Source organism: Bradyrhizobium sp. SZCCT0231, from assembly GCF_018130245.1.
Lineage (GTDB): Bacteria > Pseudomonadota > Alphaproteobacteria > Rhizobiales > Xanthobacteraceae > Bradyrhizobium > Bradyrhizobium japonicum_F.
The window spans coordinates 749,710-773,008 of sequence record NZ_JAFCKP010000001.1 but is presented as its reverse complement, the minus strand read 5'-3'; the positions used below and the strand labels follow the sequence as shown (position 1 = coordinate 773,008).

The 23,299-nt window shown below is 64.6% G+C and carries 18 protein-coding genes; 4 read left to right on the top strand and 14 right to left on the bottom strand.

All coding sequences use genetic code 11. The features are described 5' to 3' along the window. Window positions 1-13 precede the first annotated feature (13 nt). From JQ566_RS03445 to JQ566_RS03435, 3 genes are all read left to right on the top strand, one after another. Window positions 14-340, top strand: a complete 327-nt coding sequence (locus JQ566_RS03445) for a nuclear transport factor 2 family protein (protein WP_212369998.1) — start codon at window positions 14-16, stop codon at window positions 338-340. Window positions 341-1,231: 891 nt separating this feature from the next. Continuing rightward, window positions 1,232-2,674: an FAD-binding oxidoreductase gene (locus JQ566_RS03440; RefSeq protein WP_212369995.1), complete on the top strand. Its 1,443-nt coding sequence runs from the start codon at window positions 1,232-1,234 to the stop codon at window positions 2,672-2,674. Between the two features lie 46 nt (window positions 2,675-2,720). Further along, window positions 2,721-6,050 carry an adenylate/guanylate cyclase domain-containing protein gene (locus JQ566_RS03435; protein ID WP_212369992.1) on the top strand — a complete coding sequence of 1,110 codons (3,330 nt, stop codon included), beginning with the start codon at window positions 2,721-2,723 and terminating at the stop codon, window positions 6,048-6,050. A 231-nt stretch (window positions 6,051-6,281) separates the two neighbouring features. Here the strand turns inward: JQ566_RS03435 and JQ566_RS03430 are convergent, their stop codons facing one another. The 8 genes from JQ566_RS03430 to JQ566_RS03395 form a co-directional block, all read right to left on the bottom strand. Next, a complete protein-coding gene (locus tag JQ566_RS03430) occupies window positions 6,282-7,076 on the bottom strand; it encodes a hypothetical protein (RefSeq protein WP_212369977.1) in 795 nt (264 codons plus the stop codon). A 207-nt stretch (window positions 7,077-7,283) separates the two neighbouring features. Next, window positions 7,284-8,906 (bottom strand): amidase family protein, encoded by a 1,623-nt coding sequence (locus tag JQ566_RS03425; protein ID WP_212369974.1) that lies wholly within the window; start codon window positions 8,904-8,906, stop codon window positions 7,284-7,286. Window positions 8,907-9,150: 244 nt separating this feature from the next. Further along, entirely contained in the window at window positions 9,151-10,644 is a 1,494-nt protein-coding gene (locus tag JQ566_RS03420; protein ID WP_212369972.1) for an ABC transporter substrate-binding protein, read from the bottom strand. A gap of 57 nt (window positions 10,645-10,701) precedes the next feature. Beyond that, on the bottom strand, window positions 10,702-11,706 hold the full coding sequence (locus JQ566_RS03415; RefSeq protein WP_212369970.1) for an ABC transporter ATP-binding protein: 1,005 nt from the start codon (window positions 11,704-11,706) through the stop codon (window positions 10,702-10,704). Then, window positions 11,703-12,716 carry an ABC transporter ATP-binding protein gene (locus JQ566_RS03410; RefSeq protein WP_212369968.1) on the bottom strand — a complete coding sequence of 338 codons (1,014 nt, stop codon included), beginning with the start codon at window positions 12,714-12,716 and terminating at the stop codon, window positions 11,703-11,705. Before JQ566_RS03410 ends, JQ566_RS03415 begins: the two co-directional genes overlap by 4 nt. Window positions 12,717-12,718: 2 nt before the next feature. Further along, on the bottom strand, window positions 12,719-13,615 hold the full coding sequence (locus tag JQ566_RS03405) for an ABC transporter permease (protein ID WP_212369966.1): 897 nt from the start codon (window positions 13,613-13,615) through the stop codon (window positions 12,719-12,721). Continuing rightward, window positions 13,612-14,562, bottom strand: a complete 951-nt coding sequence (locus tag JQ566_RS03400) for an ABC transporter permease (protein WP_212369964.1) — start codon at window positions 14,560-14,562, stop codon at window positions 13,612-13,614. The genes JQ566_RS03405 and JQ566_RS03400 overlap by 4 nt, the downstream gene beginning before the upstream one ends. Before the next feature lie 99 nt (window positions 14,563-14,661). Further along, window positions 14,662-16,083: an amidase gene (locus tag JQ566_RS03395; protein ID WP_212371468.1), complete on the bottom strand. Its 1,422-nt coding sequence runs from the start codon at window positions 16,081-16,083 to the stop codon at window positions 14,662-14,664. A 124-nt stretch (window positions 16,084-16,207) separates the two neighbouring features. Here JQ566_RS03395 and JQ566_RS03390 point away from each other — a divergent pair, with 124 nt between their 5' ends. Then, on the top strand, window positions 16,208-17,095 hold the full coding sequence (locus tag JQ566_RS03390; RefSeq protein WP_212369962.1) for a LysR family transcriptional regulator: 888 nt from the start codon (window positions 16,208-16,210) through the stop codon (window positions 17,093-17,095). A gap of 6 nt (window positions 17,096-17,101) precedes the next feature. Here JQ566_RS03390 and JQ566_RS03385 read toward each other — a convergent pair whose 3' ends face one another. From JQ566_RS03385 to JQ566_RS03360, 6 genes are read right to left on the bottom strand one after another with little or no spacing between them, the layout of a single operon-like run. After that, complete coding sequence (locus tag JQ566_RS03385; protein WP_212369960.1) at window positions 17,102-18,037, bottom strand: carbohydrate kinase family protein; 936 nt, start codon at window positions 18,035-18,037, stop codon at window positions 17,102-17,104. A 5-nt stretch (window positions 18,038-18,042) separates the two neighbouring features. Further along, complete coding sequence (locus JQ566_RS03380) at window positions 18,043-19,689, bottom strand: FGGY-family carbohydrate kinase (RefSeq protein WP_212369959.1); 1,647 nt, start codon at window positions 19,687-19,689, stop codon at window positions 18,043-18,045. 39 nt (window positions 19,690-19,728) lie between these two features. Beyond that, complete coding sequence (locus tag JQ566_RS03375) at window positions 19,729-20,502, bottom strand: SDR family NAD(P)-dependent oxidoreductase (RefSeq protein WP_212369957.1); 774 nt, start codon at window positions 20,500-20,502, stop codon at window positions 19,729-19,731. A gap of 30 nt (window positions 20,503-20,532) precedes the next feature. Further along, a complete protein-coding gene (locus JQ566_RS03370) occupies window positions 20,533-21,540 on the bottom strand; it encodes an ABC transporter ATP-binding protein (RefSeq protein WP_212369955.1) in 1,008 nt (335 codons plus the stop codon). A 14-nt stretch (window positions 21,541-21,554) separates the two neighbouring features. Next, the gene (locus JQ566_RS03365; protein ID WP_212369954.1) at window positions 21,555-22,385 is read right to left on the bottom strand and encodes a carbohydrate ABC transporter permease; all 831 of its coding nucleotides are present in this window, start codon (window positions 22,383-22,385) and stop codon (window positions 21,555-21,557) included. Between the two features lies 1 nt (window position 22,386). After that, a complete protein-coding gene (locus tag JQ566_RS03360) occupies window positions 22,387-23,259 on the bottom strand; it encodes a carbohydrate ABC transporter permease (RefSeq protein ID WP_212369952.1) in 873 nt (290 codons plus the stop codon). Window positions 23,260-23,299: the final 40 nt, after the last annotated feature.

Here is a 23,299-nt window from a genome sequence, read left to right as displayed (position 1 = left end):
ATAGGTGGGAAATATGTCATTTGACCCGATGGCCGTTGCGATTGACTGGCTGGATGCCTACCGCGCGGGCGATATCGAGGCGATCTTGGAAATGTATGCCGAAGATGCCGTGGTGCACTGCGGCTGCAGCGGCGTCAAAACCATTACCAGTCGCGAGGCACTTCGTGCCTATTGGGTCGATCGCCTCCGAGACTATCCGGCAGGCCAATTGGACGATCTCAATCCCTGGCACGACGGGACCATCATCTCCTACGTCACCAGCACTGGCGTCATGACTGCGCTTCTTGCGTTTGACGCCGCCGGGAGGATTAGGGAGCTAAACTGCAGCCCCTCACACTAGAGCCGCGGATGCAGCAGCAATCTTTGAGAGCAACGCACTGGAAACGAAGGTCTCGTGCCCCGGACGCAGCGCAGCACCATAAGCGCGTTCACGCGCGTCCGGGACACGAGAGAGGCGTAAGGGCTGGTCATGATGTGCGAGCCGCCACCAAGCATATCGGCGTGACTCCAGCAATCTACGGTGCCGGAGGGCGCGTCAAACTAGATCTACCGCGGGGACAAATCGATATTGAACGGACCGACGCCGTCGTCTTCCGGAGAACGATCTCTTCGTCTGTACCGAACCATAGCCGACTGATTTCGAAGGTCCGCTTTGTTCAATCGCGTCGGCCTGCCCCGCGCTGCTAGGGCTTCCGGTCGGCGCTGCTTAGCGGACGTCCTCGGCGCAAATCCGAGAGTCTCAAATGGGTCAAACTGCGAAGAACTCAGGTTGAGCAAATCTAGTCCGCTTAGCCGCAATGAGCGCACCTCCGCGGGACGAGGCACAACTTCGCTAATGGGCCAGGAGCTGAATTGCGAGAAGTGGCAGCTGCTAGCGCAAAACGGACTTCGGCCGGCGAGTTGGCTTCAGCAATGGGAGCCAGAGGGACCCATCCTTTCTGCCCCGAAGTTCCCTCTGCGGACCGGATTTTCTTGATTTCGTTTGCAAGTACCGGCACGGGTTTCCAGGCGCTCCTCATTGGCGAGACATTCTGTCGCAGAACCATTCGATTTGCCGGAGGACTAACCTCTAGGCGGAAATCTGTCGTTCGCAAGTCGAACGGCATGCAACGGGCGATCCTGCGCCGTCAAGGTTGCAAGAGCCGTGGGCGGTGGTCGCCCCTTTGCCGATCTGTCCAAGAGCGTGAAGCGGACTGCCGCAATACTGACCACTAGTCACGGAGGAGATACCATGACGGAGATCCGGCTGGCCTCGCTGCAGGGCGGGGCGATTACGCTTGAAAGCGATGCAATTGCTGCCTTTCGCCAAACCTTGCGAGGCAACGTCTGTCTGGCCGAGGAGCCCGGTTATGATGAAGCACGCACGATCTGGAATGCAATGATCGATCGCTACCCAGGCGCGGTCGTGCGCTGCAGAGGGGCCGCTGACATCATTCGTGCTGTACGCTTTGCCCTTGCGCATGGCCTCTTGATCGCCGTACGCGGCGGCGGCCATAACATCTCGGGCAATGCTGTTTGTGACGGCGGGCTCTTAATTGATCTTTCGCTCATGCGCTCCGTCAGGGTTGATCCATTTCACCGCACCGCGCAAGTAGAGCCGGGCGCGACGCTTGGCGACTTCGACAAGGAGGCGCAGGCATTCGGCCTCGCGACCCCGCTCGGGATCAACTCGACGACCGGCGTTGCGGGATTGACACTGGGCGGTGGCTTTGGGTGGCTCAGCCGCAAGTTCGGGCTTGCCGCCGACAATCTGATCTCGGCGAACGTGGTGACGGCCGAAGGCGAGCTTGTTCGGGCGAGCATCGCCGAGAATACCGACCTGTTCTGGGCGCTCCGCGGAGGCGGAGCCAATTTCGGGGTGGTGAGTTCGTTCGAGTTCCGCCTGCATCCTGTTGGCCCAATGGTTCTGGCCGGCCTCATCATCCATCCCTTTGCGCGGGCGAAGGAGCTGCTCGCGGGTTATCGCGACGTCGCCGCCAAGGCGCCCGACGAACTAACGGTGTGGGTGGTGCTGAGGCAGGCGCCGCCGCTGCCGTTCTTGCCAGCCGAGGTTCACGGCAAGGAGATTGTCGCGTTCGCCGTCTGCTACACGGGAGATGAGAACGAAGGCAAGCGTGCATTGGAGCCGTTGCGCGCCCTCGGAGAGCCGATCGCCGACGTGATCGGCATGCAACCCTTCGCGGCTTGGCAGACCGCGTTTGACCCACTGCTCACGCCCGGCGCCTATAATTACTGGAAGTCGCACAATTTCGTTGAGCTGAACGATGGCCTCCTCGACACGCTGGCAAGCCATACGACAAGCCTGCCGACCGCGGAATGCGAGATTTTCATCGGTCAGCTTGGTGGCGCCACCAGTCGCATGGCCGTCGACGCCACGGCATTCCCTCACCGCGATGCGAAGTATGTCATGAACGTTCACACGCGATGGCGCGATCCGGCGGATGAGCAACGTTCGATCGCCTGGGCGCGCGAGCTCTTTACTGAGACCGCGCCTCACGCAACCGGCGGCGTCTACGTCAACTTCATGCCGGAGGACGAGACCGATCGTGTAGCCGGCGCCTATGGCCCGAACTACGCTCGTCTTGCCGCGCTGAAGGCCAAGTACGATCCCGGCAACCTGTTCAGGCTAAACCAGAACGTCAGGCCGGCCGCCGCACAGCGATCGGCCGCCTGATAAGAGGAGGAGGGGATCCGTAATCGAGGGGGCTACGGAGACGAAGTTGGATATCGGAGAATGGCTGCGCAGCCTGGGCCTGCAATCCTATGAGCAGACGTTTCGCGACAACGGTGTTGACCTTGAGATCCTGCCCCACCTGACGGCTGAAGATCTCAAGGAGATTGGAGTCCAGGCTGTCGGCCACCGGCGGAAGCTTCTCGATGCAATCGGCCTGCTACCAGCGGACCTGGCGGCGGCGCGGCCCCCCGCGTCGGTCGAGCGCCGTCAGCTCACGCTCATGTTCGTCGACCTCGTCGGCTCGACCGACCTCAGCCGCCGTCTCGATCCCGAGGAGCTGCGCGAGGTCATGCGGGCCTACTCCAACACGGTGGCGGGAGAGATTGCGCGACTGGAGGGCCACGTCGCGAAGTTTCTGGGAGACGGAGTGCAGGCCTATTTCGGCTGGCCGCGCGCAAGCGAAGATGCGGCAGAGCAAGCTGTCCGGGCGGGACTTGCGGTCGCAACAGCCGTTAGCGGCATGTCGTCAGGCGCAGGAGGCCTGCTGGCAGCGCGCGTCGGCATCGCCACCGGGCTTGTCGTGGTGGGTGATCTGCTCGGGGAAGGTGCTGCGAAGGAGGAAGCGGTCACTGGGGAGACGCCTAATCTCGCGGCCCGTCTGCAACAGGTTGCGGAGCCTGGTACGGTCGTTATCGCCGACAGCACGCGCCGTCTGGTCGGCGATCTCTTCGAATTTGTTGAGCTCGGTTCCCTTCGGCTCAAGGGCTTTGCCGAGCCGGTGCAAGCTTGGCGGGTCATCGGCGAAGGCCGGGCAGAAAGCAGGTTCGAGGCTTTGCACGGAGCCCACATCACGCCACTCGTCGGGCGCAGCGAGGAGCTCGATTTGATGCTGTCACGGTGGCAGCTTGCCAAAGGACGGGCTGGACAGGTCGTCTTGATTTTTGGCGAGCCAGGAATCGGAAAATCGCGATTGGTGCTCGCGCTGCGAGAACGGCTACAGGACGAACAAATCACGCTGGTTAGCTACGCCTGTTCGCCGCATCACCTGAACAGTCCCCTCTTTCCCTTCATCTCGCAGCTCGAGCGGGAGGCGCGGTTCGCACCTGAGGATGCCGCAGAAACACGGCTCAAGCGCCTCGAGTTACTCCTTGGCGAAAACGGCGAAGGGCTGTCTAGCGATGCAATCCAGCTTATGGCCGATCTGCTCGGCATTCCAAATGAGAGGCCGAGCAGCCAGTCAGAAATGTCGCCGCAGCAAAGGAAGGCTCTCCTGTTCCGCACATTCCTGGCCCGACTCGATCGACTTGCCGCTCGCGGCCCGGTGCTGATGGTGCTTGAAGATGCGCACTGGCTCGATCCCACCTCGCGCGAGCTGTTCGACCAGATCGTGGATCGTCTTCAGGACCTGCCAGTGCTGGTCGTCGCCACATTCCGCCCGGAGCTCCCGCCGCCATGGACCCGGTTTCCGCACGTCACGTTGCTCATGCTAAACCGCCTGCCACAGGCGCAGGTGGTTGTACTCGTCGACCGGATCACCGAAGGCAAATCGCTTCCAGCCGAGGTCCTCGACCAGATTCTGGCGCGGACCGAGGGTGTGCCGCTCTTTACCGAGGAGCTCACGAAAGCCGTTCTTGAAGCCGGGATCCTCCGCTACACCGGCGCTCGCTACGTCCTCGCCGGCGCATTCCCGTCCTTGGCGATCCCGGCGACGCTGCACGATTCGTTGATGGCGCGGCTTGACCGTCTTGCTCCAGTCAAGGAGGTCGCTCAGATCGGAGCCTGTATCGGCCGCGAGTTCGATCACGAATTGCTTGCTGCGGTCGTTTCGATGCCAGCGGGGGAGCTCACTGCGGCGCTTGACCGCCTGGTAGCGGCAGAGCTCGTTTTCCGCCGCGGTCTCGCGCCTGCCGCTACCTATGTCTTCAAGCATGCTCTGGTGCGCGATGCCGCCTACGAAAGCCTGCTCAAGCGGCGCCGCCAGGAGCTGCACGCGCGGATTGCCACATCGATCGAAGCGGTCTTTCCGCAACTTGTCGAGGCGCAGCCGGAGCTGGTCGCCCGTCACTTTGGCGAGGCGGGATTGGCCGAGAAGGCCATTCCATACTGGATAAGGGCCGGTCGCCTCGCAGCCACCCGATCGGCGAATATGGAGGCAATTGCCCATCTGAGATCAGGGCTCGATTGCGCCCAAGCACTTCCTCCCGGAGCATCACGCTCGCGCTTCGAAGTTGCCCTGCAGCTTGGGCTCGGCGGCCCACTGATTGCAACTAAAGGATTTGCTTCACGCGAGGCAGAAGCGGCGTTCCAGCGCGCACAGGAGCTCAGCCGCGAGCTGCAGAGCGAGGCTGATCTCTCCGCCGCGTTGAAGGGGCTCGGCCACGTCTATCACGTGCGCGCCAACCTGCGCGAGGTCACAAGTCTCGTTGAGGAGACGGAGGCGCTCGCGAAACGGAGCGGTGATCCCGTACGTCAAGCCGAAGCCGATCACCTTGCGGGAGTGCTCTCGTTCCACCTCGGCCAGTTTCAAGTCTCACGCGACCGGCTCGACAGAAGCGCACAAGCCGGCGAATACCGCGGCCGCTATTATTCCGAGGTCTACGGAATTGATATGAGCGTATTCTGCCGCGCCTATATGAGCCATTGCGACTGGCATCTCGGGTACCCCGTTCGTAGCCTTGGGATTGCTGAGAAAGGGCTCGCCGTCGCGCGTGAGATTTCACATCCATTCAGCATCGCGCTCGCGCTCAACTATCTGGCGATGCTATATCAATTCAGGCAAGAGCCCGATGCCGCACTGAGGGCTGCTGCAGAGTCACGCGACATCTGCACCGAGTACCGCTTCGACTACTATGGTGCATGGGCCAGCCTCGTTCGCGCCTGGGCGATCGCTGAATCCGGCAGGCTTGAAGAAGGTCTTGCGGACTTTGACGCTGGGCTTGAGGATCTCCGGCGAACCAGCGCGGGACTACGCATTCCGCACCATCTTGGTTTGCTCGCCGCGCTTCATCGCAAGGCCGGAAACGCCACGACCGGGCTTCGGATCATCGACGAAGCGGTCGCAATTGCGGACGCAAGTCTCGAGAGCTGGTGCGCCGTCGAGCTTCACCGGGAGCGCGGTGAACTGCTGTTGCTGACAGTCGGGGAACAGGCGGGAAATCAAGCGGACGCGGAGTTCGAGACTGCGATCAAAATCGCCGCGGCCCAGGGAGCAAAGTTGCCCGAGCTTCGCGCAAGCATTGCGCGCGCCAGGCTGCAAGCGTCACGCGGCATGCGGCGAGAGGCGCGCGACGCTCTTGTGCCGATCTACAGCTGGTTCAGCGAGGGCTTAGAAACGCGCGATCTCGTGGAAGCTCGCAAGGTGCTAGCAGACTTGTGACGAAGTTACCGCAGTAACCGCGCGATCTAGGTTCCGGACAAGACAGAGCTTTCGCATGCTTTGGGGTCAAAGTGCTACCTGGCCGAACCGGTCTGTTGTGGCGCAAAGCGGACATGCTGCTGACGCGCCACCGGACCGTCGACGGGCGGCGGGCACGGTCTGCTACGGGCCAGAAGCAGAACATAGGGTTGGCACCGGCTGCGGTTCGATGCTGTCGGAAATTCGCCGGCTCTAGGTGTTGCCAAGAGCGTCTAAGACGAACTTGATTGGTTCGGGATGGGGTAAGTGCTCAGCCCGGAAGGACTCTCTTGACCAGTCCATGTCTCGATACATGAATATCGGCGGGAACGCAGGAGCATCGAAATAAGGGGCTTCCCAGAAGGAAACGAGATTATTGTGATCACTTGAAACCAGTCTAAGCTCCAGAGTGCTGCTGCTATAGACCCTTCCGCCGTTTTGGTCGCGTGACGGGGCGGCCTCATCGGTCAGCAAACGCAGGTGTGGCTCCGCGATTTGCGGAAAACTATCGAACCGACGTCCAACTTTTGTAACAGAGACGCATGCGGTTGATTTGCGAACCTGGTCTTGGCGATAGAGCGACAGCGCATTGTAGTGAGGCTCGGCGCATGCGGAACCTGCTACTCGTTCGAAAGAGTACCAATCATCACCAATCAATCCGTAGGCTCTCTCGAAACGAGCAAGTTCAACCAGCACTTTCGCGATTGAACCGCCGAAGTTCATCCATGTAGTGAGAAATACGTGAGGCCTATTATCGGGAGTGATCCTCTCCCGTGGCCAAGATGCCACCTCAGCCTTACGCGCGTTAGGAGCCACAAAACGGGCATCGGCGATGGCATAGACGTAGCTCACGAGGGGAAAAATGGCTGCCACGGCAAGAAATAGGGCGAGCAAATGCTTTCGCCGGTTGACTGCGAGCCAGGAAGCGTAGCCGCACCCCACGACGACAGCATAGAGTGGAAGCTGATAAATCAGAACATCGACGTAGACGTTACTCGTAAATCCCAAGGGGCACCTCTACAGGGCAAGACTTAGCTGGAGGTCGTTTCGAGCCGATAAATGGAATACATCGCATTGAAAGGTCCGCTTAGGGTCACAAGGCGACCTTCCGCGGGCGGGACCACGTGTCCGCTCTACCTGAGAAAGCAGACATCCGATTTGTCGGTACATGCGCACCCCGAGCACTTGCTCGCAGACAAGCGCGAGCAGTGAAGTCTAGAGCGCCGGCAAGCCGGGCGGCGGCTTGCGCATATCGGAGGCCTGCTCATAGGCGTAGGCCAGACGCAGCAGCTTGTGCTCGCTCCACGCGCGGCCTGCGAAGGTGACGCCGAGCGGATAGTCGGGCGTGTCCTTGCCGTCGACCCCGGCGACGAAGCCGCACGGCACCATGACGCTGGGATAGCCTGCCCTGGCGGCGATTGCGGCGCCTGGGCTGCCGGGAAACAGCACAGCGTCCAGCTTGTGCCGGTTCATGTAGGCATCCATGCCGCGGGTCCGGGCGCTGAGCAGGTCCATGGCAAGTGCCGACTTGTACTCGCGTTCGCGCAAGTCGCCCCGGGTGAGGTCGGCGGCGAGGAACAGGTCCTGGCCGAAACGGAGCGCCTTGCCTGCATTCGCCGCGTTGAAGGCCACGATGTCGGCCATGGTCTTGATGGCGGTGTTGGTCGCCCAGTCCCGCAGGTAGAGGTTGAGATCTCGCTTCAGCTCGTAGAGAAAGACGATCCGCTGCGTGACTGCATTGCCCTTGTTAGGGCTCAGCGGATTGCGGTTGAGCACGGCCATGATCGTACCTGGTCCGCTCATCCAGCCGGCGGTCGGCATGCTGGCGCGCACGATCGCGGCGCCGAGATCCTCCAGCACCTTGATCGCCTCGGCCATCGCCTCCGCTCCTTTGGGTGGCAGCTTGCGGTAGAATGGATCGTTCAGCGGGTCGGCCGGGTCGCTCGGCACGCCGATACGCGCGCCTTTCATGGCGTCAGCGCTGAGGCCGTCGGTGTAATCGGCGGGCCGTCGCTGCTCTTGCGTCGCCGGGTCGAGCGGGTCCTTTGCCGCCAGCACGTTGAGGAGCAGCGCCGCATCGCGCACGTTGCGTGTCATGGGCCCCGCGGTGTCCAGGCTATGCGCGATCGGCACGATGCCGGCACGGCTGATCAGCCCGACCGTCGGCTTCACGGTGACGACGCCATTCTGGCTGGCCGGGAACAGCAGCGAGCCCGAGGTCTCCGTGCCGACCGAGGCCGCACACAAACCTGCCGCCACCGCGACCGCCGAACCCGCGCTCGAGCCTCCCGGGGATACGATCGGGTTGCCGTGATCGTCGACCAGCGTTGGCGCATAGGGGTTCTTCACCTGACCGCCCAGCGACGAGTAGCCGTGGGGCATGTCGATCGCGAGCATGTTGGAAAACTCGGTCAGGTTCGCCTTGCCGAGGATCACCGCGCCGGCGTTCCGTAGCAGCTTGACGATCGTCGCATCGTCCCGGGCGCGCGCACCTTCCAGCGCCAGCGAGCCCGCCGTGGTCGGCTGCTCATCGCCCGTCGCGATATTGTCCTTCACCAGGATCGGAATGCCCGCCAGCGGCCGCTTGGCCGAGGGCTTGGTGCCGTCGAGCTTGCCCGCGACCGCGAGCGCATCGGGATTGAGTGCGCGCACCGCGTTGAGCTTGGGCCCGTCGCGGTCGTAGGCGGCAATGCGCGCGAGATAGGCTTTGACCAACGCTGTGGCAGTGACATGCCCACTGGCCAAAGCATGAGCGATATCGCTCATTGACGCATGATCGAGCTCTAGGGAGATCGGCGCCGCGGCGATGCCGGCATCGCGGCGGGATGGCTTCTGCACGGCTGCCTCGCCTGACGGCGCGTCCCTGACCACGAGACCGCGACGATGGCATCATGCCAGTGTTTTGCCCGACGGGTCAACGTCTCGGCACATCGCCTCGACCGCGCGCGGCGCAACGCGCAAGCCATTGAAATGACTACGCCCGGCTACTGTGCATGGGGTTGTTTTTCAGGTCTTTTGTTTGGAGCTGCCCTCTCCAACGAGCGGAGAGGGCATGCCAACGGATGCAGCCTCAATGCAGCCCCTACTCCCAGGCCCACGCCGAGAAATCGTTCTCGAACTGCGGGACTTCTTTCCAGACGCCCTTCAGCTTCTTGTTGATGACGGTGGGCCATTGCGGCTGGAACAGGTAAGCCGAGACTGCATCGGTCGCCAGCATGCGCTGGGCGTCGCCGAGCAGCTTTGCGCGAGCGGCTTCGTCCGGCGTCGAGACGATCTGCTTGTAGAGCGCGTTGAAGGCCTCGTTGTTGTAGCCGAGATAGTAGTCGGGCTCCGTGATCTTGACGAGGTCGAACGGCTCGACATGGCTGACGATGGTCAGATCGAAATTGTGCGGACCATTGCCGGCGAACACCTGCGACAGCCATTGCGCCCATTCGACGTTCTCGATTTTGGCGATGATGCCGACTTTGGCCAGCTGGGCCGCGACGATCTCGCCGCCCTGCCGCGCATAGGGCGGTGGCGGCAGCTTCAATGACAATTCCAGCGGCGTGGTAACCCCCGCTTCGGTCAGCAGCTTCTTGGCTTTCTCGGGGTCGTAGGGGTTGACGCCGGTGGTGTCGACATAACCGAGTGATCCCGGTGTGTAGAAGCTGCCGATCGGCGTGCCGAACCCCTCGACGGCACCGTCGATCAATGCCTTGCGGTCGATCGCGGCGAGGATGGCACGGCGAACGCGGACGTCGTCGAGCGGCTTCTTCCGATGGTTGATGGCCACGATGGTCTTGGCCCTGGAGCCGCCGATCAGCACCGTGAAGCGCGGATCAGACTTGAACTGAGCGACGACGCGGGTCGCGATGCGCGGAAATGCGTCCACGTCATTTGAGAGCAGCGCTGCGGCCTGGGCGGCCGGATCGGAGATGAAGCGGATTGTCACCTTCGACAGCTTGATCCCGGAGGCGTTGCGATAGTCCGCCCATTTGTTGAGCGTGATCGAGGAGCCCTTGGCCCAGGCGCCCAGCTGATAGGGTCCGGTGCCGACCGGCTGCGTGACATTCGTGGCCGCGCTCTTCGGCTCGACGACAGAGCCGCTCGCCTGCCCGAGCAGGAACGGCAGGTTCGGCTCGCCATATTTCATGGTGATCACGATCGTGTCGGCATCAGGTGCCTCGACCTTCTCGAACGCCTGGTAGAGGCTCTTGTCCTTGTTGGTGCTGGTCGGTGCGGCGTTGCGCTCGAACGAGAACTTCACCGCCGCGGAATCGAACGCTTCGCCATTGTGGAATTTGACGCCCTTGCGCAGCTTGAACGTATAGGTCTTCAGATCGGGCGAGGCGGTCCAGCTCTCCGCCAGCAGCGGAGAGGTGGAGCCGTCCTCGTTGATCTTGGTCAGCGTCTCATAGATGTTGTAGAGCGTGACTTCGGCAATCGCAGCCGCGGCGGCGTTGGTGGGGTCGAGCCCCGGCGGCTCCAGCGTCATCCCCATGACGACGCTGTCCTTCTTGCTCTGCGCCAGCACCGGCAAAGGCGCCGCGATGAGCGCAGCAACAAATGCGACGATCGATAGTTTCCTGAACATCTCGTAACTCCCCGGCCTGCTGTTGTCTTCAGCTTAACGCCAATCCTGGTCCGGACACTAACCTTCCATCACCGTCTGCGGCAATGCCATCACGGCCTCGGCCTTGTGGCAGGCGGCAAGGTGCCCCTCGCCCATCTTGCGTAACTCAGGCAACGCCTCGCGGCAATGCTGGTCGGCAAGCGGGCAGCGCGCGGCATAGGGACATCCGGTCGCCGCCGCCGATTGCGAGGCGATGGCCTGGGCCCCGCGCCGCCGCCGGCCGCCGCCTGCGCGCGCCCGCGGCACGGCATCCAGCAGCGCCCGCGTGTAGGGATGGGCGCAGCGCTCGAACAGATCCTCTGGCCGGGCCTGCTCGACGATGCGGCCGAGATACATCACCACGACCTCGTCGCAGAGATAGTCGACGACGGCGAGGTCGTGGCTGATCAGGATGTAGCTGAGGCCGAACTGCTCCTGGAGGTCCTGCATCAGGTTCAGCACCTGCGCCTGCACGGAGACGTCGAGCGCGGAGACCGGCTCGTCGGCGACGATCAGTTTTGGTTGGGTGATCAGCGCGCGCGCAATCGCGATGCGCTGGCGCTGGCCACCGGAGAATTCGTGCGGATATTTGTCCATGTCGGCATCGCGCAGGCCGACCTGGTGCAACACCGCGGCGACGCGGTCGCGGAAGGTGGTGCGGTCAGCGCCTTCCAGCACGGTCAGCGGCTCGGCGACGATCCGCGCGATGGTCTGGCGCGGGTCGAGTGAGCCATAGGGGTCCTGGAACACCATCTGGAAATCGCGACGGGCGCGGCGCAGCTCGTCGGCCGGGAGGCGATTGAGATCGCGGCCGAGCAGTGCGACCTGCCCCGAGGTCGGCCGCTCCAGCGCCATCACGACCCGCGCGAAGGTCGACTTGCCCGAGCCCGACTCGCCGACGATGCCGAGGCTCTTGCCGGCCTGGACCTGCACACTGACGCCGTTGAGCGCGCGCACCTGCCCGGGCGGACGGAACAGGCTTTCGCGCGGCAGCATATAGCGCTGCTCGAGATCCTTGACGTCGAGGAGAGGCGCGGCGGTCATGCGGTCAGCGCTCCGACGCGCTCGGCCATGGAGACATCCGTTCGGATGCAGCGCACGAGGTGGCCCGGGCCGACATCCACCATCGGCGGAAGCACGGCGCGACATTGATCGATCACGAGCGGACACCGATCGGAGAAGGTGCAGCCGGACGGCAGATCGGCAAGCTCCGGCACCGTGCCCGAGATCGTCTTCAGCCGCGTCCCCTTGCGCGCGCCGAGCTTCGGCCGGGCGCGGAACAGGCCCTGCGTGTAGGGATGGCCCATGCGGCGGAACACCTCGTCGGTCGGCCCGCTCTCGACCACGGTGCCGCCATACATCACCATCATGCGCTGCACGTTCTCGGCGATGACGCCGAGATCGTGCGAGATCAGGATCATCGACATGCCGCGCTCCTCGACGAGATCGGCGATGAGGTCGAGGATCTGGCCCTGGATGGTGACGTCGAGCGCGGTGGTCGGCTCGTCCGCGATCAACAGATCCGGCTCGCAGGCGAGCGCCATCGCGATGGTGATGCGCTGGCGCTGGCCGCCGGAGAACTGGTGCGGATAGGCATCGACGCGACGCGCCGGATCGGGCAACCCGACGCGGTCGAGCAAGGCGATGGTCTCGCGCCGCGCCTGCGCCACTGAGTATTTCTTGTGCCGGCGCAGCGGCTCGGCGACCTGGTTGCCGATCGTGTGCATCGGATTGAGCGCGGTCATCGGCTCCTGGAAGATCATGCTGACGCGGTTGCCGCGCAGGCGGCAGTAATCGGCATCCGGCAGCCCGGCGAGCTCGGCGCCGTCGAGCTTGATGCTGCCGGTGACGACCGCGCTGTCAGGCAAAAGGCCCATCAGCGACATCGCCGTGACCGACTTGCCGCAACCGGATTCACCGACGAGCCCGAGCGTCTCGCCGCGCTTGAGGGAGAAGCTAACGCCGCGCACCGCCTGCGCCGGCCCGCGGCTGGTGTTGAGGCGGACGCCGAGATTTTCGACTGCGATCAGCGGCATGGTGGAGCGCTCGCCCATCATCATCGCTCCCGCGCCAGTCTGGGATCGAGCAGGTCGCGCAATCCGTCGCCAAGGAGATTGAGGCCGAGCACCGCGACGGCAATCGCCGCGCCCGGATAGACCGCGAGCATCGGCGACTGGAACAGCAGCGTCTGCGCGTCGTTCAGCATCCGTCCCCAGGACGGCTGCGGCGGTTGCGTGCCGAGACCGAGATAGGACAGCGCGGCTTCGGCGAGAATGGCCAGCGCGAACTGGATCGTGACCTGTACGATCAGGATCGACAGGATATTCGGCAGCACGTGCTCGATGGTGATGCGGAAGCGCCCCTTGCCCGCGGCGCGCGCGGCTAGCACGAATTCGCGGGCCCAGATCGCGTTGGCCGAGCCGCGCGTCAGCCGGGTCAGCGTCGGGATCTGGAAGATGCCGATCGCGACGATCGATGTCACCATGCCCGGCCCCACCGCCGCCGCGAGCATGATCGCGGAGAGCACCGCCGGAAAGGCGAAGGTGAAGTCGGAAAAGCGCATGATGATCTCCTCCGTCCAGCCGCGCCGGGCCGAGGCGATCAGGCCCAGCGTGACGCCGAAGGTGAGACCGATGCTGACGGCGATGACACCCACCATGATGGTCGAGCGGGCGCCGGCGAGCAGCAGCGAGACGATGTCGCGGCCGAAGGAATCGGTGCCGAGCCAATGCGATGCCGAGGGCGGCCTGAGCTTCGAGGCGATGTCGATCTCGTACGGCGACCACGGCGTCCAGACCAGGGAGAGCAGCGCAGAACCGATCACGGCAAGCACCAACACGCCACCGAGCACGAAGCTGCGATGCCGCAGCGCCCTCCGCCAAAAGCCCGTGGCGGGGCGCGCCGGCGCGACGGCTGTCGGCAATCCAACTGCGGTGGCGAGCGGATCACTCACAGGTCGTGAACCTTGATGCGGGGATCGATGATGGCGTAGAGCACATCGACCACGAAGTTGACGATGACGACCATGGCAGCGAGCAGCATCACGCAGTTCCGCACCACGATCAGGTCGCGGTTGGCGATCGACTGGAAGATCAGGCGGCCGAGGCCGGGCAGGTAGAACACGTTCTCGATCACGATGGTGCCGGCGAGCAGATTGGCGAATTGCAGCCCCATCACCGTCATCACGGGGATCATGGCGTTGCGCAGCACATGGCTCCACAGAACCTCGCGCTTACCGAGGCCTTTTGCGCGTGCGGTGCGGACGAAGTCTTCGCGCAGCACTTCGAGCACGGCCGATCGCGTGACGCGCGCAAGGATCGCGGCCTGCACCACGGCAAGCGAGATCGCCGGCAGCAGCAGTGACTTGATCGCTGGCCAGATGCCGTCCTCCCAGCCGCCAAAGCCGCCCGCCGAGAGCCATTGCAGCCGCACCGCGAACAGCAGCACCAGGAGGATCGCGAACCAGAAGTTCGGCAGCGCGATGCCGACCTGGGTCAGCGACATCACACCGACATCGCCGAGCTTGTTGTGGTTGGCGGCGGTGTAGATGCCGGCCGAGAGCGCCAGCGTCACCGTGATCGTCATCGCCATGATCGCGAGCGGAATGGTGAGCACCAGCCGCTCCGCGATCAGGCTGGCCACCGGGGTGCCGTAGACATAGGAGTTGCCGAGATCGCCGACGGCGAGGCCCTTGATCCATTGCAGGTAGCGAACGGCCAGCGGCTGGTCGAGCCCGAGCTTGGCGGTGAGCGCGCGGACCGCGTCCGGCGAGGCGTCGGCGCCCATCAGCATCTGCGCGGCATTGCCGGGCAGCGCGTCGAGCACCAGGAAGATGATCAGCGACGCGCCGACCAGCGTCGCCAGCAAGGTCAACAGTCGTCGGAGGACAAAGACGCTCATGCGCGCTCGGCTTCAGGGCTTACCCGCGGCACGATCAACATGTCCGGACGCCGGAGGCAAGTCCTTTGCACCCAAGCCCTGTGCTGCATGCCCATCTCCTCAAGCCGGCCAGCGGGACAGAAGATCGCTTGAAGCCTCGAACAATGCGCTCACGCGCAGCAATTCTGCGTCCGCCCGGAAGCGGCCGACGAGCTGAAGCCCGATCGGCAGGCCGTCGCGGGCAAAGCCTGAGGGAAGGCTGATCGCGGGATGGCCGGTCATGTTGAAGGGCATGGTCCAGGGGAACCAGTGCGGCCGGACGCTGTCGAAATGCCGACCATCGATCTCGATGCTGCCGAACAGGTCCTGCTTGATTGGCAGCGCGGTGCGCGTCAGGGTCGGCATCGCCAGGAAGTGACCGCGCGCAAGCATCGATTGTACGCGACGGAACAACGCGGTGCGCGCGAACATCGCCTCCTGGTAGTCGACGCCGGTGACCTCGGTCGCGAGCGCGAGCTGCTTGAGGAAGGCCTCGCTCAGCTCGTCCCCGTGCTCGGCCGCGAGTTTTGCAAAGCGCGTGCGCCAGACCGTGTGGTTGATGGCACGCCAGATCGGCTCGATGTCGAAACCATCGCCGGAGAATTCCTCGAGCTCGGCGCCTAACCCGGCCAGCCGGTCGAGGCTCGCCTTGAAATTGGCGGCGACTTCGGCGGAGACCGGACGGCCCGGCGGCGTCAGGCAGTACAGGATCCTCAGCCCGCGCAAATCGCCGCGCGGGGCGGCGGTGCCGATGAAGTCGGGCACGGGCACGCCGATCGACCAAGGATCGCAAGCGTCCTCGCCAGCCATCGCCTGCATCATCAGCGCGGTATCGGCGACCGTGCGCGTGGTCGGCGTGACATAGGTCTGGTTGCCGAAGACGTCGAGGGCCTGGCTGTGCGGGATCACGCCGTTGCTCTGCTTCAGGCCGACCACGCCGTTGCAGGCGGCCGGAATTCGCGTCGAGCCGCCGCCGTCTGTCGCGATGGCGAGCGGCGCGATGCCGCTCGCCACCGCCACCGCCGCGCCGCCGCTGGAGCCGCCGGAGGAACGGCAGGCGTCCCACGCATTGCGGGTCCGGCCGAACAAAGGTGAATCGGTGAGGCACTTGCTGCCGAACTCAGGCGTCGTGGTCTTGCCGATCAGGATCGCGCCTTCGCTGCGCAACCGCGCGACGGCGACGGCATCCTCGTTCGGCACATTGTCCTTGTAGGGAACGGCGCCAAAGGTGGTCTTGACGCCCTTGGTGTTGACGATGTCCTTGACGGTGACGGGGATGCCGTGCAGCAGGCCGAGCGGCTCGCCGGCCATCACCTTGCGCTCGGCTTCGCGTGCCGCTGCGATCGCCTCATCTCCGCACAGAGTGATGAAGCAATTCAATTCGGGCTGGAGCGCCTCGGCGCGGGCAAGCACGGCGCGGGTGAGCTCGACTGGCGAAATCCGCTTTGCCGCGATGAGACCGCGCAGCTCGGTTGCGGACAAGAGACAGGGATCGCCGTTCATCGTCACATCACGCTCCGAAGCGGGCCGCCATTGGCCCGAAGACATTGACAGCGAGAATGACAGTTTTGTTAACTCGCCGTCCAATACGATTTTTGTCGCCAACCCATACGCTCTCGGTATGCCAATGGATCTTCGCCGGCTCCGCTATTTCGTCGCCGTCGCCGAGGCGCGCAGCATCGGCAAGGCCGCCGAGCGGCTCCGGATGGCGCAGCCGCCGCTCTCGGTCCAGATCCGCAAGCTCGAGGCCGAGATCGGCGCGCCGCTGTTCCGCCGCGGCACCCGTGGCATGGATCTGACCGAGGCGGGCCAGGCGTTGCTGGCGCGCGCCAGCGAAGCGCTGGCGCTGGCGGCCGACGGCGCCGAAGCCGCGCGCGCGGTTGCTTCGGGACGGCGCGGCCGGCTGTCGGTGGGTTACATGTTCGTGCTGGCGAATGCGATGCTGCCGCGGCTCATCCCCGAACTGCGCCGCGCGGTTCCCGGCGTCGACCTCGGCTTCGCCGAGCTCAGCGCCTCGACGCGCGAGGCCCGCGTGCTCGACCGCAGCGTCACGGTCGCGCTGTGCATGCCTGCAATCAATCATCCCGAGATACAGGTGGCAAAGATCGGTGCACAGCCTTTCATGCTGGCCATGCCGATCCGCTCGCCACTCGCCCGCTTGAGCTCCGTGCCGATGGCCCGGCTGCAGGGCCGTCCGCTGATCGCACTCCCGCATCCGGACCATGGGCCCGCCTCCTCCGCGGTCGTCCCCTTGTTGCGTCGGCACCAGGTGGTGATGCCGATCGCCAGCCGGGTGGAGACGGTGCATTCGGCGATGAGCCTGGTTCTGGCCGGCGAAGGTCTCGCCATCCTGCCGGCCTGCGCACAGCTCGGCGCGCCGCGCGGAGTCGTGTTCAGACCCCTGCGTGACGTCACCGACTCCCTCGACATCGCAGTCTGTTGGCGGCGGGACTCCCAAAGTCCGCTGATCGGAACCTTCCTCAAATGCGCCGAAAAGGCCGTCGCGCGGATGTGACGTGGACTACCAGCTCCAGCCGATCTCATGGCTCCGGGGCGGATCGGCGCCCGGACGGGTGCAGGTCAGCCCGGCGCAATTGGCGGCAAAGGACAGTGCGCGGCGGAGTTCGTCCGCGCCGATGTCCTTCAATCGCGGTCGGGCGATGCGTCCCTGCTGGTGCAGAGCGAACAGCAGCGCCGCCTGAAAGCTGTCGCCTGCGCCGATGGTGTCGGCCACCTCGACCTTGGGCGCGGCGACTTCGATCTGCCCTGCCCCCGCGTGCCACGCGACGGCGCCATGATTGCCCCGGGTGACGACGACGAGGCCCGCGCCCCGCGCGAGCAGCGTGCTCGCGCGCTGGTGATGCGGCTCGTCGCCGAAGAGATAGGCGAAGTCGACGTCCGACATCTTGATGAGATCGGCGCTTCCCGCGAACTCGGCCATGCGGGCGAGATAGGCCGGCTTGTCCTTGACGAGGTTCGGTCGACAGTTCGGATCGAAGGAGATCGTGGATGACGCCCGCGCGTCTGCGATCAGCGCCTTGGCCTCGGCCGCGCCGTGGTCGTTGACGAGCGTGGTCGAGCCGACATGGACGGCCTCGACCGTATCGAACGGAATTGTCCCGCGCCGGTAAGTCCAGTTCCGCGTCGCGGTCTCGGCATCGTAGAACGCGTAATGCGACTCGCCCGCGACGATGCGGACGAAGGCGAGCGTGGTCTGGTGGTCGCTGCGAGTGGCGAGATCGAGCGCGACATTCGAGGCGCTTGCGTGGTCGGCGATCATCCGCCCGAACAGGTCGGTCGAGATGCCGCCGACGAACCCGGTCGGCGCGCCCAGCCGCGCCATGCCGATCGCGACGTTCAGGCAGGAGCCGCCGACCGCGGGCATCACCGCCTCGCGCCCTTCCGTGTTTCGCGTCGGCACGAAATCGATCAGCGCATCGCCGCAGGCAATCAGCATGGCTTTCAACCTCTCGCGACGCTGCGCATCGCTGCGCGGCTGCCGCGATCGACCTCGCGCAGAAGCTTGTAGACCTCGCGCTTGCGGGCGTGAAACGCGGCCATGTCCGGCGCGGTCGGCTCGCTCTTGCGTCCCAGCGCCGACATCTTGGCCATGGTCTCGCCGATGGTGGCATAGGCACCGCCGGCCACCGCGCCCAGCATCGCGGCGCCCAGCAGCACCGGCTCCTTCGTCTGCGGCAACGCGACCGTGAGACCGGTGGTATCCGCCATGATCTGCCGCACCAAAGGACTGCGGCTGGCACCGCCGCCCATGATCATGATGTTCGAGCGCACGCCATGAGCGGCAAAAGCCTCGATTACCTCGGCGAGCCCGTAGGCAAGACCGCAGAGGCCGGCAACGAACAGCCGCTCCATCGAGGCGATGTCGGTGTCGAGATCGAGGCCGGCGATCACCGCGCGCGTGTCGGGGTCGGCATAAGGCGAGCGGTTGCCGATGAATTCGGGCAGGACGTGGACGTCGCGCGCCAGCAGCGCCGCGCGGCTGGCATCGCCTGCGCGCGCGATGATACGACGCTCGAGGAAGTCGATGAGGTCGAGGCCCTCGCTGCGCGCCGCCGCGCTCGCATCAGTGTGGCCTGGATGCGACTTGAGCAGATGATCGATTGCAGCGCCTGCCGCCGACTGGCCGCCTTCGTTGAGCCAGAACTCCGGAACCATGCCGGAGTAATAAGGCCCCCACACGCCCGGCACGAAGCACGGCTCCTTCGTCGTCGCCATGATGCAGGCCGACGTTCCCATGATGTAGGCGAGACGGTCGCTGACATCGCTCGCGCCGCCCGCCCCGTCGCGCCCGCCGATCGCGCCGATGCCGCCGGCATGGGCGTCGATCAGGGAGGCGCCGACCGGGGTGCCCAGGGTCAGGCCGAGCTCGGCTGCGGCTACCGGCGTGAGACCTGCGCCGAGTGGCGTACCCGGCGCAACGATGTCGGTGCCGATGCGGGCGTATTTTTCGGCGACGAAGTCGGACAGGCCGATGCGCTTGAAGAACGGCGCGCTCCAGCCGCCGCCGTCATGGGCGAGATAGTTCCACTTGCAGGTGACGGTGCAGGTCGAGCGCTGCAGCGAACCGGTCGCGCGCCAGGTCAGATAGTCGGCCAGATCGAAGAAGTGACCCGCGGCGTCGAAACTCGCGCGCAGATGCCGCTTCAGCCAGAGCAGCTTCGGCATCTCCATCTCCGGTGAGATCGCGCCGCCGACATAGCGCAGCACGGCATCCTCGGTCTCGTTGATCAGCCGCGCCTCGGCCGTGGCGCGGTGGTCCATCCAGACGATGACGTTGCGCTGCGCCTCGCCGGACGCGCTGACGGTGAGCGGCTCGCCCCGCGGATCAAGCAGCACAAGGGAACAGGTGGCGTCAAAACCAATGCCGCCGATGCTGCCCGGCGCAATCGCTGCTTCCGCCATCGCCGCGCGCACCGATTTGACGCAGGCCTCCCAGATGTCCTGCGAGGACTGCTCGACGATGTCACCGGCCTCGTACCAGATCCGGATCGGATGTTTGGCCGTGGCGAGCAAAGTACCGGCCTCGTCAAACACCCCTGCCCGCGTGCTCGTGGTCCCCACGTCGACGCCGATATACGCTCGCGGCATTGTCGCTCCCGGTCGCTTTCCGTCAGTCTCGACGCAAGCCTACCAGCAAGTGTAGCCGCCATCCACCAGCACAATGCTGCCGGTCATCAGGCTTGCGGCCTCGGACGAGAGGAACAGCACGACGGAGGCGATCTCCTCGACCTGCCCCATCCGTGCCATCGGGGTTCCACCGATCCAGGCATCGTACATCTTCGGATTGCTCTTCACGAAGGCGTTGAGCGGCGTCTCGATATAGGTCGGGGCCACCGCATTGACGCGGATGCCGCGCGCGCCCCATTCGGCGGCCAGCGACTTGGTGAGATGGTGCACGGCGGCCTTGGAAGCATTGTAGAAGCACTGCTCCTGCGGCTTGTTGACGATGAAGCCGGACATCGAGCCGACATTGACGATGGCGCCGCTTCCAGCCTTCAGCATGTGCTTGCCGAACTCGCGGCAACACCAGAAGGTGCCATTGAGATTGACGTCGATGACGTTGAGCCAGTGCTCGTCGGTGACGGTCTCGGCCGGCGTCTCGCTGCGCGCAATGCCGGCATTGTTGACGAGGATATCGACCTTGCCGTGGCGGGCGACGAGGTCGTTCGCGACCTCGGCCACACGTTTGGTGTCGGTGACGTCCATGATCGCGGTCTCGACGTCGTAACCTTTCGCTTTCAGCTCGGCTTTCGCGCTGTCGGCGACCTTGCTGTCGCGGTCGCCGATGATGACCTTCGCGCCGGCCTCGGCCAGCGCCTCCGCGCAGCCAAGGCCAATGCCCTGCCCGCCGCCGGTGATGAACGCGGTCTTGCCGCTCAGCTTGAATTTTTCCAGGTACATGGTGTCTATCCGTTGTCTTGCCGTTTCTTGTTAGCCGCGAAGGGCGTTGCCGCCATCGTCGAAGCGGTGAATGCGCTGGGGATCCGGCACCAGCGAGACGCGGTCGCCGGCGTGCAGGCTCAATTCGCCGATGTAGCGCGCCGTCAACATGCCGAGCGGGCCGGCATCGACGTAAAGGAAGGTGTCGCTGCCGAGATGCTCGGCGACCGAAATCGTGCCCTGCCAGCCGCCGGCGCCGTCGCGCTCGATCTTCAGATGCTCGGGACGCACGCCGATCGTGGCGGCACCGCGCTGCAAGGCAAGCTCGCCGGTGACGAAATTCATCTTGGGCGAGCCGATGAAGCCGGCGACGAAGAGATTGGCGGGCCGCTCATAGAGCTCCAGCGGCGAACCGTATTGCTCGATCTTGCCGCCGTTGAGCACGACGATCTTGTCGGCCATGGTCATGGCCTCGACCTGATCGTGGGTGACGTAGATCGCGGTGGTGCCGAGCTGCTTCTGCAGCCGCGTCACCTCGATGCGCATCTGGACGCGCAGCGCGGCATCGAGGTTTGAGAGCGGCTCGTCGAACAGGAACGCCTTGGGCTCGCGGACGATGGCGCGGCCGATCGCGACACGCTGGCGCTGGCCGCCGGAGAGCTCGCGCGGCTTACGGTCGAGATAGGGCGTGAGGTTCAGCGTCGCGGCGGCCGCCTCGACCTTGCGATTGATCTCGCCCTTCGGCAGCCCCGCCATCTTCAGGCCAAAGCCGATATTGCCGCGCACGCTCATATGCGGATAGAGCGCGTAGGATTGAAACACCATCGACAGCCCGCGCTTGGCCGGCGGCGTGTCGACGACGTTCTTGCCATCGATCAGGATCTTGCCACCGCTGACGTCCTCGAGCCCCGCGATCAGCCGCAGCAGCGTGGTCTTGCCGCAACCGGAGGGGCCGACGAACACCACGAACGAGCCGTCGGCAATGTCCAGGTCGGCGCCCTTGATGATGTGCACCGGGCCGAAGGATTTCTGCACGCCCTGAAGTGTGATCTGACCCATGATCCGGCAGCCCCCTACTTCACCGCGCCGAAGGTGAGCCCGCGCACGAGCTGCTTCTGGCTGAACCAACCGAGGACGAGAATGGGCGCGATCGCCAGCGTGGACGCCGCCGACAGCTTTGCCCAGAACAGCCCTTCCGGGCTCGAATAGGAGGCGATGAACGTGGTGAGTGGCGCGGCGCTCGAGGTCGACAGGTTCAGCGTCCAGAACGCCTCGTTCCAGGCCAGGATCAGGTTGAGCAGCAGCGTGGACGCCAGCCCCGGGATCGCCATCGGCGTCAGCACGTAGACGAGCTCGCGGCCGATCGTGGCGCCGTCCATGCGCGCGGCCTCTAAGATGTCGCGCGGGATCTCCTTGAAATAGGTGAACAGCATCCAGATCACGATCGGCAAGTTGCCGAGGCAGAGGATCAAGACCAGGCCGATGCGGGAATCGAGCAGCCCGAACGTCTTGTAAATCAGGTAGATCGGCACCAGCACGCCGACCGGCGGCATCATCTTGGTCGAGAGCATCCAGAGCAGGATGTCCTTGGTGCGCTTGGTCGGCGAGAACGCCATCGACCAGGCCGCGGGAATGGCGATCAAGAGCGCAATGAGCGTCGAGCCGCCCGCGATGATGATCGAGTTCATCGCGTGGTGCAGATAGTCGCTGCGCTCCTGCACGGTCGCGTAGTTTTCCGTGGTCCAGTGGAAGAACAGGAAGGATGGCGGGATCGCGAATGCCTCCAGCTCGGTCTTGAAGCTCGCCAGCCCCATCCACAGGATCGGGAAGAAGATCAGGAAGCCGAACAGCCAGGCCGCCGCCGTCGATATCGCCACCCGTCGCGTCGTCGCCATCCGTGCCATGTCAGGCCTCCAGGTTGCGGCCGACGATGCGGACCAGGAAGAAGGCGACAATGTTGGCGATCACCACCGCGACGAGCCCGCCTGCCGACGCGCTGCCGACGTCGAACTGGATCAGCGCCTGCGCATAGATCAGGAAGGCGATGTTGGTGGTCTGCAGGCCCGGCCCGCCTCCGGTGGTGACGAAGATCTCGGCGAACACCGTGAGCAGGAAGATGGTCTCGATCAGGATCACCACCGTGATGGGACGCGCGAGGTGCGGCAGAGTGATGTAGATGAAGGTCGAGACCGCGCTTGCGCCATCCATTTCCGCGGCCTCCTTCTGCTCTTCGTCGAGCGATTGCAGCGCGGTGAGCAGAATCAGCGTCGCGAACGGCAGCCATTGCCACGTCACGATCAGGATCACTGCAAACAGCGGCACGTCGTTGAACCAATCGATCGGCGTCAGACCGAACAGCGAAGCGAGCCAGGCGAACAATCCCGACACCGGATGCATCAACAGGTTCTTCCAGACCAGCGCGCTCACGGTCGGCATCACGAAGAACGGGGCGATCACCATCAGCCGCACGAAATTGCGCCCGATCACAGGCTGGTCCATCAGCAGCGCCAGCGGAATGCCGAGCAGGATGGTCAGCGCCAGCACGGAGCCGACCAGCACCAGCGTATTCTGGAGCGAGGCAAGGAAAGCGGGATCGGTGAGGAAGTAGCGGAAGTTTTCCAGGCCGACGAACGATTCCGAGCCGGGATCGAGCAGGCTGTAGTGCAGCGTCGAGAAATAGATCGTCAGCGCCAGCGGGACGATCATCCAGATGAACAGCAGCCCAACGGCCGGGGTCAGGAGCGACCGTGCAAGCAATTGCGTCTGCCGGGTTGCCATCACCGCTTCTCCGCTGGCGGGAAGAAGGCGGCCATCCATA